We start from the raw sequence: 11,408 nt of genomic DNA on the forward strand, positions 1-11,408 counted from the left end.
GGTGATGTGCCATGGGCTGCTGCATCCGGCGAGGTCTTACGGACCCGTGACGTGATGGGCGTGGTGGTGCCGTGCGGGATGCTCATGCTTCTAGCGTTCGCGTATGCGAGTACTGGTCACCGGCGGAGCCGGGTTCATCGGGCGTCATGTCGTCGAAGCGCTGACCGCACGGGGGCACGAGGCGGTCGTGTTCGATCTGCGTGGCGGCCTGGACGTGCGCGACGCGCAGGCGGTCGCGGCCGCTCTGCCGGGTGTGGACGCCGTGTGCCATCAGGCGGCGATGGTGGGTCTTGGGAAGGGGTTCGGCGACGCGGTCGAGTACGTGTCGCGCAACGACCTCGGTACGGCGGTGCTGCTTTCCGCGATGGCCGACGCGGGGGTGGGGCGGCTCGTGCTGGCCGGGTCGATGGTCGTGTACGGCGAGGGCTCGTACGGGTGTGAGCGGCACGGGGTGGTACGACCAGGCCCTCGGGCCGTGGCGGATCTGGCGGCGGGGCGTTTCGAGCCCCGGTGCCCGCGGTGCGAGGAGGCGCTGACGCCGGGGCTGGTCGGCGAGGACGCTCCGGTCGATCCCCGGAACGTGTACGCGACGACCAAGTTGGCCCAGGAGCATCTGGCTTCGGCCTGGGCCCGGTCGACGGGCGGCACGGCGGTTTCGCTGCGGTACCACAACGTGTACGGGCCGGGCATGCCACGCGACACCCCGTACGCGGGGGTCGCGTCCTTCTTCCGGTCCGCGCTCGCCCGGGGCGAGGCGCCGCGTGTCTTCGAGGACGGCGGTCAGCGGCGGGACTTCGTGCACGTACGGGATGTGGCGGCGGCCAATGTGACGGCGCTGGAGGCCGAGTCCCCGGCCGGAGCGCTGGCGGCGTACAACACCGGCAGCGGGGAGCCCCACACGGTCGGCGAGATGGCGCGGGCGCTGGCGTCCGCGTACGGCGGCCCCGAGCCCGTGGTGACGGGGGAGTACCGCCTGGGGGACGTACGACACATCACGGCGGACTCGTCGCGGTTGCGGGCCGAGCTGGGCTGGAAGGCCGAGGTCGGCTTCGAGGAGGGCATGCGGGAATTCGCGAGAGCGGGGCTGCGCGAGGAGTAGTGCTCGACCGGACCCATCGCGGCGGAGATGCCGGCTGTCCTCGCGACGGCCCGGTGTCAACACGGTGTGGGCCGGCCAGGTCGTCGCCCGGCCCCACGGCCGCCGGCTCCGCGAGCATCGCGGCGACCGCGACAGCGACGACGAACGAGGGAGTCGAGCAGAGTTTGCGCGGTCAGGTCTCTGTGTCCGGTGTCCTCGCGTCCGGCAGAGCCGGTTGAGCATCCGAGGTACGTGTCTCTCACGCACCCGGCCGGACCCCTGCCGGCTGCACTTCGGTGCGCTGCTCCGTCTCTCGACGTCCGCGTTTCGTAAGGATCAGAAGTCCCTTACGTACCTTTTATCTTCGTAGGGTGAAAGCCGTGACGACTTCTTCTGCAACGCAATCGGAAACGGGGACGGCCGCGGCGACTGTCGACGTGGTGCTTCCCTGTCTGAACGAGGCCGAGGCCCTGCCCTGGGTGCTCGCCCGCATACCGCCCACATGGCGCGCGATCGTGGTGGACAACGGATCCACGGACGGCTCCCCGGAACTGGCCCGCGACCTCGGCGCGACCGTCGTGCGTGAGACGCGCCGCGGCTTCGGCGCCGCCTGTCACGCCGGGCTGACCGCGGCCACCGCGGACATCGTGTGCTTCTGCGACTGCGACGCCTCCCTCGACCCGTCCCTGCTCGTGCCCTTCGTACGCGAGGTGCGCGACGGTGAGGCCGACCTGGTGCTCGGGCGGCGCCGTCCGCAGGGCCGGGGTGCCTGGCCCGCGCACGCTCGGTTGGGCAACCTCGTGCTGGCACGGATGCTGCGTCGCCGCACGGGGCTGCGCCTGCACGACCTCGGCCCACTCCGTGCCGGCCGTCGTGAACAGTTGCTCGCCCTGGCGCTCACGGACCGCCGCAGCGGCTACCCGCTGCAGATGGTCGTGCACGCGGCCGACGCCGGCTGGCGTGTCGTCGAGCGCGACGTGCCCTACCTGCCGCGCACCGGGGCCTCCAAGGTCACCGGTACCTGGCGCGGAACCTGGCAGGCGGTGCGGGACATGGGCCGCGTCCTGGCCGAACCACCGGTGCCCCGGGGCGGGGCAGGTGCCGACTCATTCGCCGTACTCCCAGGAGGAACTGCTCAGTGACCACTCTCCTCGTCATCGCCAAGGAACCGCGGGCAGGACGGGTCAAGACCCGGCTCACCCCGCCGTTCACGCCTCGAGAAGCGGCGACGCTCGCCGAGGCGGCGCTCGTGGACACCCTGCGTACGGTGGCGGCCACACCCGCTCGGCGCCGCGTGCTGGTACTCGACGGCGCTCCGGGCCCCTGGCTGCCTCCCGGCTTCGACGTCGTCCCGCAGTGCGCGGGAGGTCTGGACGAGCGGCTGGCCGCCGCCTTCGCCGGCTGCGACGGACCCGCGCTGCTCATCGGCATGGACACCCCGCAGGTGACGCCCGCACTGCTCACCGTCGCCTTCGCCGGCTGCGACGCGTATTTCGGGCCGGCCGAGGACGGCGGCTTCTGGGCGCTGGGCCTTGCCCGCCCGGATCCCGAGCTGCTGCGGGGTGTGCCGATGTCGACGCCCACGACGGGTGCCGTGCAGCGTGAACGGCTCACCGTCGCGGGCCTGCGCGTACGCGAGCTGCCCCGCCTGCGAGACGTGGACACCGCCGACGACGCGGAGGCGGTCGCCGCGGCTGTGCCGGGGAGCCGTTTCGCCGTCGAACTGGAGCGTCTCGGGGCGGCTGTCGGCCGATGAGCACCGCACATGAGATCACGTCGCCGAGGGTGATGGCCCCGGATCGCCTCGCGCCTGTCGCATCCGTCAGCGCCTCGCGCCCTTGGGCTGCCGACCCCTACTCCGAGGCCCTGGTCACCGGCCGGGGTCCGCTCTTCCTCCGCCGCGCGGACGGCTGGCTGCTGCCGCTGGAGGTGGAACGCTGGTGTGCCAGGGCCGACGCGGTGGACATGGATGTTCTGGAGCACTGTGAAGGCGCCGTACTCGATGTGGGGTGCGGTCCGGGGCGGCTCGTCGCCGAACTCGCGGCCCGGGGCCGGCCGGTGCTCGGCGTCGACGTGAGCGAAGCCGCCGTCGCCCGCACGGTGCGGCTCGGCGGCCAGGCTCTGCAACGCTCCGTCTTCGAGCCGCTCCCCGCCGAAGGGCGCTGGGACACGATCCTCCTCATCGACGGCAACGTCGGCATCGGCGGCGATCCGACCGCCCTTCTCCGGCGGATGTCCCAACTCCTCAGCCCAAACGGCCTGTTGATAGCCGAGACGGTCCCGGACAGTGAGGTCGACGAACGCGTCACCGTCCACGTCGTGAGCATCACCGCCGGCACTCACGCCACGGGCGGCCCGCCCTTCCCCTGGGCCCGTCTCGGCACACCGGCCCTGCTCCGGCTCGCGACACGCGCCGGCTGGCGCCCGGAGCGTCAGTGGACGACCGGCGGCCGCTCCTTCGTCGTCCTGCGCAACCGCGCTGACCGCAGCAGGAGCACCGCCGCCGAGCCGCCGAACAGCACCGCCGTGATCAAAAGCCAACGGGACAGGAATCCGTCGCCGGACAGGGCGGTGGCGGAACTGTAGTGGTCCGCCACCTGCCCGCTGATCAGCGGAAACCAGATCAGCAGCAGAAGGCCGGAGAACGCCGCCGGGACGCGCACGAAGACCGCCCACTCCCGGCGGCCGACCACGCCCAGCCCCCGCGCGACGACCCGGTCCGCGCCCGCGTACAGAGGCAGCAACACCAAGTCGTTCACCAGCGCCGCGCCCACGAACCACAGCACGACAGATGCCCGGGGTGATGTGGACGCCCTGGGTGAGTCGGTAGAGCCAGGGGGGCTTGGTCGGTCAGGCGAAGAGGTAGAAGCCGAGCAGGCTCTTGTCCGGGGTCTTGTCGTTCACCGCCGACAGGCAGGGGTTGTAGGCGGCGTACGACACAAGGCCCGTGACGAAGAGCACCGTGATCCCACCGAGGAGCGCGATACCGAGTACGGAGGTGAACCAGGGGCTGCGCAACGGGCTGCGCCAGAAACCGGGGGAGGTGGGGAGTTGATGGTCGCGCATGTCCCGGCCGTAGGCCGGTACGGGCCGAGGACGGGCCTGCAACTCATGACGAAATGCTGACGTCCAGGCTCACGGGAGCCTCATCCGGCTGTTCCCCGGCCTAGCGTGCCGGTGTGAACCGCGATCTTCTCCGCGACCTGTCCGCGGCCCTGGCCGCAGCGCTGCTCGTCACGACGGCGGCTGTGGTCGGCACCGTCCTGGAACACCGTTACGGAAACCTTCATGTCAGCTGGCCGCCGCTGTACGGCCATTGGGAGCCGCACGTCGGCCCCGGCACCCCCGCCGCGATCATGGTGGCCGTCGCCGTGGTCGCGTACGGTCCGCTCCTCGCCGCCCGGCTGCCCTGGCGCGCGCTGCTGTGCACTGCCTGGGGCACCGCCATGGCGTGGACGTTCTCGCTCGCCCTGGTCGACGGATGGCAGCGCGGAATCGCCCGGCGCCTGACGACCAAGTACGAGTACCTCCAGGTCATCGACCCCGTCAACCGCTTCCACGACATCCCCGCCGCCCTGCGGGACTTCACCCACCACATCCTGATCCACTCACCCGACGCCTGGCCCGCGCACGTCGCCGGACATCCCCCCGCCGCCACCCTCACCTTCGTCCTCCTCGACCGGATCGGGCTGGGCGGCGGGGCCTGGGCGGGCGTCTGGTGCATCACCGTCGGCGCGACTGCGGCGGTGGCGGTCCTCATCACCGTACGAGCGCTGTCCGGGGAGGCGCTCGCCCGCCGTGCCGCGCCCTTCCTGGTCCTGGCCCCGGCCGCCGTGTGGATGGGCACCTCCGCGGACGGGTACTTCGCGGCGGCCGCCGCCTGGGCCGTCGCGTTCCTCGCCCTCGCCGTCACGGGACACCGGCCCCGGTCGGCAGGTCTCACCTCCGGGCTCCTCTTCGGCCTCACCGCCTATCTCTCGTACGGGCTGACACTGTTCGCGGTGATCGCCGCCGGCGTCCTGCTGCTCGGCGCCCGACGACTGCGCCCCCTGCCCTACGTCCTCGCCGGATTCGTCGTCGTTGCGGCCGTGTTCACGTTCGCGGGCTTCAACTGGTGGGAGGCGTACCACCTGCTGGTCACCCGCTACTACCAAGGGGCCGGCGGTATCCGCCCGTACGGCTACTGGGTGTGGGCCAACCTCGCGTGCACGGCACTCGTCGTGGGCCCGGCGACGGTGGCCGGGCTGCGACGATCCGGCGCGGCTCCCATCCGCCAGGACGTCCGCAGGTGCCTGCGCCGCCCCACCGCCGAACCCCGCCTCGCCCTGCTCGCCCTCGCCGCCCTGCTCGCGCTCCTCGCCGCCGACCTCTCCGGCATGAGCAAAGCGGAAACAGAGCGCATCTGGCTGCCGTTCGCGATGTGGCTGATCCCGGCATGCGCGTTCCTGACCCGACCCCGCGCCTGGCTCACCGCACAGGCCACCCTCGCCCTGCTCCTCAACCACCTGCTGCTGACGGGATGGTGACCATGAGATCGGGCTCACCAGCGGACGGGACGTGCGCTTCTCGCGCCCGCGACGGCAGCCGTCCCCACTACCGTTGAGGTACACGGCGACGCCGTACGACGGGAGCGATGGGCGCGAGAACGGCCGGATTCGCAAAAGCCAAACGGGCGTCAAGGTCTTACGAAACGCGGACGTCGGGGCGGCCCTGCCGCACAGCGATGAGGCCGGTGGGAAGCTGGGGGCATGCAGCAGCCGCACGAATCCCCGGACTCCGGACATGCTCCACGTGAGCACGGAGGTACGACCCGCGTCCTCGTCGTGGACGACGACCCCACCGTCGCCGAAGTCGTCTCCGGCTATCTGGACCGCGCCGGGTACCAGGTGGACGTAGCCGGGGACGGGCGCTCCGCGCTCGCGCGGGCCGCAGAGCACCGGCCGGATCTGGTGGTGCTCGACCTGATGCTGCCCGGCATCGACGGCCTGGAAGTGTGCCGCCGGATGCGTGCCCGCGGGCCCGTGCCGGTCATCATGCTCACCGCCCGCGGCGACGAGGGCGACCGGATCCTGGGCCTGGAAGTGGGCGCCGACGACTACGTCACGAAGCCCTTCAGCCCCCGTGAGCTGGTCCTGCGGGTCGAGTCGGTACTGCGCCGGACCCGGCCCGCCGTCGCGGCTCACCCGGTGCACGCGGCAGGCGTCACCGTCGACCCGGCAGCCCGCCGCGCTACCAAGAACGGCACGGAGCTCAGCCTCACACTCCGCGAGTTCGACCTGCTCGCCTTCCTCCTGCGCAACCACGGCCGCGCCTACAGCCGTGAAGAGCTGATGCGCGAGGTGTGGGGCTGGGACTTCGGCGACCTGTCCACCGTCACCGTCCACGTCCGCCGGCTGCGGGGCAAGGTGGAGGACGACCCCGCCCGGCCCCGACTGATCCAGACGGTGTGGGGAGTGGGCTACCGCTTCGATGCCACGCCCTGCGAGGAGGCGGTCTGACCATGCGCGACATCCTCCTCATCGCCCTCTTCGCCTTCCTCGGCGCCGTCGCGGCCGGGCTGCTCGGGGCGGGTGTGCTGTGGCTGATCAGGCGACGCTCGCTGACCGCGTCCCTCGCCGTGGTCGCCGCCGTGGCCGTGACCGCCATGCTCGCGGGCACGCTGGCCGTGGCGCGGGCGATGTTCCTGTCCACGCACGACCTGACCGTCGTCACCATGGTCGTCGCGATGGCGGCGGTCGTCTCCCTGGCCACCGCGCTGCTGCTCGGTCGCTGGGTCGTCGCCCGCAGCCGGGCGCTCACCGCCGCCGCCCGTTCTTTCGGTGACGGCGGCCACTTCTCGGCACCGAACGGCCCGGCCACCGCCGAACTCGACGCACTCAGCCAGGAGTTGGCCGCTACCAGTGCGAAGCTGGCAGAGTCCCGCGATCGCGAGCGCGCCCTGGAGGCATCGAGACGCGAGCTGGTCGCCTGGATCTCGCACGACCTGCGTACTCCGCTCGCCGGTCTGCGCGCCATGTCCGAGGCCCTGGAAGACGGCGTGGCCGCCGATCCCCAGCGCTACCTTCGCCAGATGCGCACCGAGGTCGAACGCCTCAACGGCATGGTGGGGGACCTCTTCGAACTCTCCCGCATCCACGCCGGGGCGCTCGCCCTCTCCCCCTCCCGCATGTCGGTGTACGACCTCGTGGGCGACGCCCTCGCGGGAGCGGACGCCCTCGCCCGCGAGTACGGGGTGTGGCTGACCGGCGACCGCGTCGAGCCGGTGCCGGTCGAGGTGGACGGCAAGGAGATGAGCCGAGTGCTGGGCAATCTGCTGGTCAACGCGATCCGCCGGACACCCTCCGACGGTACGGTCGCTGTCGCCGCCGAGCGCTTCGCCGACGGAGTCGTCCTGTCCGTCACCGACGGATGCGGCGGCATCCCCGAGGAGGACCTGCCGCGTGTCTTCGACACCGGCTGGCGCGGTACCCATGCCCGCACCCCTCCCGCCGGTGCGGGCCTCGGCCTGGCCATCGTCCGGGGCATCGTGGAGGCTCACCGGGGCCAGGCCGCCGTACGCAACGTCCCCGGCGGCTGCCGCTTCGAAGTGACGCTTCCCCTGGCCAAGGCGTGATCGGGGGCTCCTGAGCCGAGCGAATGCGCCGACCAGCCGACCACCGGAAGGGCATCCGGGCTGAGTTCCACGGCGGTCGGCCATCCGGAGCGGTCAGCGACAGAACGTGGTCGGGATCGGTCCGATGAACGCACGCTGGTGAGGCAGGAGTCCGCACGGTCGGTGGTCGCGGTCGTAACCCCTGTGCTGCTCGGTCAGGGCTGTGGGGTGCCGCCCATCTCGGCGACGAAGATCACGGGATCGCTGTCGAACCCTCGGACCATCGCGCGGTACTCCCACGTTCCGGAGTCGCCCCTGGTGAACTCCGCAACCGTCGCGGCGGTGTATTCGGAGAGCTGCGCGAAGTCGTCCTTCAGCAGCTCCCTGTACCCCTCGACGACCAGAACTCCGGCGTTCGACAGGTCTCCGAAGGTTTTTGGGCCGCTGTTCTGGTGGATCGCCACACCCACCACCACCCGTGCGAAGGAGGAAGCGAGGCGATCGAGCTCCAGGGTCATCGCTTCGACGTAGCCGAAGCCCTGGCCGGTCTGGCTGTGCCGGCTCATGTTGATGGTGCCGTCCGGTGAGCGGCTGTCGAAGTGGACGACGTACACCGGTCGTCCGAAGGGGGCGTCCGCCGAGTAGGTGGCGGCGATGATGTCGAGATGGTGGGGTGGCTGATCCCAGGGACTCGGGTCCCATTTGAGCCGTACCTCGGCCTTCCCGACGCCATGGCTGTCGCTGCTCACCGAATTGCTGCCTCTCTCATTTCAAGCCACCACGCGATGGTGCCTACATGAGCAAGTATGGCTCTCGGCCGTCCTGTTGAAGCATCGCGCGGCAGCTCGCGATCGGGCTCGCCCTGCTGTGGACGGTGGGAAACGTTTGCGGCGTACAGCTACTTGAGGGGCGCGTACGACCTCGGCCTTCCGCAATACCTTGCCGTTGGCCGGCCGGGCCCGCGGCACTGCGCCGCAACTGGCACGGCGGCACTCATCACCTGGCATCCATTCCTCGCGCAGCAGGCGAGGGCGCCCGCACCCGGTAACGGCTGGGCCGGAAACCGCCGGCCCCTGGCATTAACGCTCGACGAGGAGGTGGGAGGTCTCCCGCTCCCGACCCCCGTGGCCGACGGCGCGACGTAAGGATTCGGTCATCAGCTGCGGGGTGGGGGACGGCCGCCCGTGCCCGTTGAATGGGAGCGCAACAGGAAAACCTCAGGAGGCGAGCGGGGATGGGGCGCGTGCGGAAGGCATTGACCGGGCCGTGGGTCATCGCGGTTGTGGTGGCGGCGGTCGGCTTCGGGCTGTACTGGTTCCAGCCCTGGAAGCTGTGGCAGGACGAGACCGTCCAAGAGGCCCTGCCCGGGGTCGCGGAGATGTCCGCTCCTGCTGCGGCGCCCTCGGAAGAGACCTTCGCACCGCCCTCCCCGGCCACCGGTCCGCAGGTGCTGGCCAGTGGTCACCTGATCAGCCACGAGCATGCGACCTCGGGCACGGTGAAGCTCGTACGGCTGCTTGACGGCTCCCATGTCGTCCGGCTGGAGAACCTCGACACCAGCAACGGACCGGACTTGCGTGTCTGGTTGACCGACGCGCAGGTGAAGCCGGGGGAGGCAGGGTGGCATGTCTTCGACGACGGGAAGTACGTCAGCCTCGGCAGGCTGAAGGGCAACAAGGGAAGCCAGAACTACGCCCTTCCCAGGGACGTGAATCCGTCGAACTACCGCAGCGTGAGCATCTGGTGCGACCGTTTCGACGTGTCGTTCGGCGCCGCCGAACTCGCCCGAGTCTGACAGCGGTGCTGCCATTTCCCGGCACCGGTCCCGAGGAGCTGACCAGGACCGTGGCTGGGGCCCTCGACGCGCTGGAGCCGCGTAGCCGGGCCGTGCGGCGGGCGGTGTCAGACGTCTTGGGACGGCCAGTCCAGCAGCCGCGCGCCGATCACCGCCGTCTGGAGCATGTAGCGGTGGGCGGGATCGGCTGGGTTGGCGCCGGTGAGTTTGTGGATGCGTTCCAGGCGGTAGGTCAGGGCGCGCACGCTGAGGGTGAGGCGGCGGGCGGCCTCGGCGGCGACGCAGCCGGAGTCGAAGTACGCGGTGAGCGTGTCCAGGAAGGGCTGGGCGCCGCCGCGGGCGGTGGTGAGCGGTCCCAGGGTGTCGGCGACGAGGTCGGCCATGGCTTGGCGGTCGCGGGTGAGGACGGGGTAGACCAGCAGGTCGGCGGCGCGCAGGACGGGGTCGTCGAGGTCGAGGCGCTCGGCGAGTTCCAGGGCGTTGAGAGCTTCCTCGTAGGACTGGACGACGCCTCCGGGGCCGGGTTGGGGCCGTCCGATGGCGACCCGGCCGCCGTCGGTGGCGGCGTGGGCCTGTTTGGCGAAGTGGGCGAGTACCTCGTCCTGGTGGCCGGGGGCGATGCACAGCAGCCGGCCGTCCTTGGTGGTGAGCAGGATGCTGCGGTCGCCGAAGCGGGAGATGAGCGCGCGTTCCACCTGCTGGGGCACCGGGTCGCCCTCGTCGTAGGCGGCGGGACCCTGTGCGACGGCGACGGCGTGCGCGTGGGACAGGCGCAGGCCGAAGCGTTCGGCGCGCTCGGCGAGGCGGCCGAGGTCGCTGCGGCCGTAGAGGAGGTCGTCGATGAACTCGCGGCGGGCGGCCTCTTCCTGGCGTACGGCCAGGAGCTGGGCGCGTTCGTAGCCTTCGGCGAAGGCGTCGATGACCTGCTGCACGGCGGCAAGCGCGTCGTCGGCGGAGCCGGGTGAACCTGGCCAGGCCGTGCGGGCGCGGGTCAGATGCGCGCTGACGAGGGCGCGTAGCCCGTGGCCTGCCTCGGCGGCCTGCTCGCCCAGGGCGCGGCGGGAGGCGAGCTCGTCCCGGGTGAGGCGTCGCCCGGTGGCCGACACCTCGGTCAGGATCTCGGCGTAACCGTCCAGATACTGCTCGGGAAGTGCCCGGTCTGTCATGTGGTTCCCCCGGATTCTTGACGCGCCGGTGACGGCTTCTTAGCGGCCACCGGCATATAGACCCTAATGAACACTGCCGGGAACCGGCAATGCGCGGCTGGGATCGGATCGTGCAGCATGGCTGTGGGGGAGCGCGGCGGACGGTTCCGGTGCCGGACACCGGCAGGTACCCGGCACCGAGCCCGGAATGACCGTGCGCCGTCGGAGACGACTGATGTGCGCCGCGTGCGAGAGGGGGATCAGGCGATGCGGACATTTCTGGTAGCGGCCACGGGCCTGCCCACGATCCTGCTGACCGCTGCGCTCGTCGTGGTCGTCTGTTTCTGGCTCCTGGCCGCCGTGGGCGTCGTCGGCGCCGACAGTTTCGACACGGACGTGGACCTTCGGGCGTGGTGTATGGGCGGGGTGCCCGTGGCGGTCGCCTTCTCCGTGCTGACGGTGCTCGCCTGGTCCTTGAGCGTCGGCGCGACGGTTGTGGTCGCCGTGTCGGCGCCCCCGGGGCCTGTCACCGGGCTGCTGCGCATAGTCGTGCCCGGGGGAGCCCTGCTGGTCGCTTGGGCCACGACCTGCCTGATCGTGCGGCCGTTGCACCGCCTCTTCCCGGATGAACCCGCGCCGTCCGTGCTGTGCGAGGCTCGCACGGGCGGCGGCACCGGGCCACGAGGTGCCGGGAGCCGCGATCCCCATGGGGGCGCGTCCCGTGTCGCCGTGCACCAGCCGCGGGACCGCGCCGCCTGAGCCCCGACACCGCCGGATCTCACCTCCGGCCTCTCTTCC

The 11,408-nt window shown here is 71.3% G+C and carries 11 protein-coding genes and 1 pseudogene; 9 read left to right on the forward strand and 3 right to left on the reverse strand.

Annotated elements, in window-relative coordinates; genetic code table 11:
- Positions 1-103 precede the first annotated feature (103 nt).
- The 4 genes from C6376_RS30775 (at position 104) to C6376_RS30790 (ending at position 3,664) form a co-directional block, all read left to right on the forward strand.
- Positions 104-1,099: an NAD(P)-dependent oxidoreductase gene (locus tag C6376_RS30775; protein WP_107446395.1), complete on the forward strand. Its 996-nt coding sequence runs from the start codon at positions 104-106 to the stop codon at positions 1,097-1,099.
- Between the two features lie 350 nt (positions 1,100-1,449).
- Complete coding sequence (locus C6376_RS30780; RefSeq protein WP_173985765.1) at positions 1,450-2,220, forward strand: glycosyltransferase family 2 protein; 771 nt, start codon at positions 1,450-1,452, stop codon at positions 2,218-2,220.
- Positions 2,217-2,834 carry a DUF2064 domain-containing protein gene (locus C6376_RS30785; RefSeq protein ID WP_107446397.1) on the forward strand — a complete coding sequence of 206 codons (618 nt, stop codon included), beginning with the start codon at positions 2,217-2,219 and terminating at the stop codon, positions 2,832-2,834. The genes C6376_RS30780 and C6376_RS30785 overlap by 4 nt, the downstream gene beginning before the upstream one ends.
- A gap of 32 nt (positions 2,835-2,866) precedes the next feature.
- Complete coding sequence (locus tag C6376_RS30790; RefSeq protein ID WP_254076421.1) at positions 2,867-3,664, forward strand: bifunctional 2-polyprenyl-6-hydroxyphenol methylase/3-demethylubiquinol 3-O-methyltransferase UbiG; 798 nt, start codon at positions 2,867-2,869, stop codon at positions 3,662-3,664.
- Positions 3,665-3,868: 204 nt separating this feature from the next.
- On the opposite strand, the pseudogene C6376_RS30800 reads toward C6376_RS30790, so the two are convergent.
- Positions 3,869-4,144: pseudogene (locus tag C6376_RS30800) on the reverse strand (hypothetical protein); the annotation flags it as partial.
- Between the two features lie 113 nt (positions 4,145-4,257).
- On the opposite strand from C6376_RS30800, the gene C6376_RS30805 reads away from it, so the two are divergent.
- The 3 genes from C6376_RS30805 (at position 4,258) to C6376_RS30815 (ending at position 7,691) form a co-directional block, all read left to right on the forward strand.
- A complete protein-coding gene (locus C6376_RS30805; protein WP_107446399.1) occupies positions 4,258-5,604 on the forward strand; it encodes a hypothetical protein in 1,347 nt (448 codons plus the stop codon).
- Between the two features lie 222 nt (positions 5,605-5,826).
- Entirely contained in the window at positions 5,827-6,576 is a 750-nt protein-coding gene (locus C6376_RS30810) for a response regulator transcription factor (RefSeq protein WP_107446400.1), read from the forward strand.
- A gap of 2 nt (positions 6,577-6,578) precedes the next feature.
- The gene (locus C6376_RS30815; protein WP_107446401.1) at positions 6,579-7,691 is read left to right on the forward strand and encodes a sensor histidine kinase KdpD; all 1,113 of its coding nucleotides are present in this window, start codon (positions 6,579-6,581) and stop codon (positions 7,689-7,691) included.
- A gap of 194 nt (positions 7,692-7,885) precedes the next feature.
- Here the strand turns inward: C6376_RS30815 and C6376_RS30820 are convergent, their stop codons facing one another.
- A complete protein-coding gene (locus C6376_RS30820) occupies positions 7,886-8,419 on the reverse strand; it encodes a TerD family protein (RefSeq protein WP_107446402.1) in 534 nt (177 codons plus the stop codon).
- A gap of 485 nt (positions 8,420-8,904) precedes the next feature.
- Between C6376_RS30820 and C6376_RS30825 the strand changes: the two genes are divergently transcribed.
- Positions 8,905-9,465 carry a DM13 domain-containing protein gene (locus C6376_RS30825; protein ID WP_107446403.1) on the forward strand — a complete coding sequence of 187 codons (561 nt, stop codon included), beginning with the start codon at positions 8,905-8,907 and terminating at the stop codon, positions 9,463-9,465.
- 107 nt (positions 9,466-9,572) lie between these two features.
- Here C6376_RS30825 and C6376_RS30830 read toward each other — a convergent pair whose 3' ends face one another.
- Positions 9,573-10,631, reverse strand: a complete 1,059-nt coding sequence (locus C6376_RS30830) for a CdaR family transcriptional regulator (RefSeq protein WP_107446404.1) — start codon at positions 10,629-10,631, stop codon at positions 9,573-9,575.
- A gap of 246 nt (positions 10,632-10,877) precedes the next feature.
- On the opposite strand from C6376_RS30830, the gene C6376_RS30835 reads away from it, so the two are divergent.
- Positions 10,878-11,369: a hypothetical protein gene (locus tag C6376_RS30835; protein WP_216825623.1), complete on the forward strand. Its 492-nt coding sequence runs from the start codon at positions 10,878-10,880 to the stop codon at positions 11,367-11,369.
- Positions 11,370-11,408: the final 39 nt, after the last annotated feature.

The sequence above is a fragment of the Streptomyces sp. P3 genome, assembly GCF_003032475.1.
GTDB lineage: Bacteria > Actinomycetota > Actinomycetes > Streptomycetales > Streptomycetaceae > Streptomyces.

Coding starts and splice junctions, on each gene's coding strand:
- C6376_RS30825 (WP_107446403.1), top strand. CDS start 8,905: ATGGGGCGCGTGCGGAAGGCATTGACCGGGCCGTGGGTCATCGCGGTT.
- C6376_RS30815 (WP_107446401.1), top strand. CDS start 6,579: ATGCGCGACATCCTCCTCATCGCCCTCTTCGCCTTCCTCGGCGCCGTC.
- C6376_RS30830 (WP_107446404.1), bottom strand. CDS start 10,631: ATGACAGACCGGGCACTTCCCGAGCAGTATCTGGACGGTTACGCCGAG.
- C6376_RS30835 (WP_216825623.1), top strand. CDS start 10,878: ATGCGGACATTTCTGGTAGCGGCCACGGGCCTGCCCACGATCCTGCTG.
- C6376_RS30775 (WP_107446395.1), top strand. CDS start 104: ATGCGAGTACTGGTCACCGGCGGAGCCGGGTTCATCGGGCGTCATGTC.
- C6376_RS30790 (WP_254076421.1), top strand. CDS start 2,867: ATGGCCCCGGATCGCCTCGCGCCTGTCGCATCCGTCAGCGCCTCGCGC.
- C6376_RS30810 (WP_107446400.1), top strand. CDS start 5,827: ATGCAGCAGCCGCACGAATCCCCGGACTCCGGACATGCTCCACGTGAG.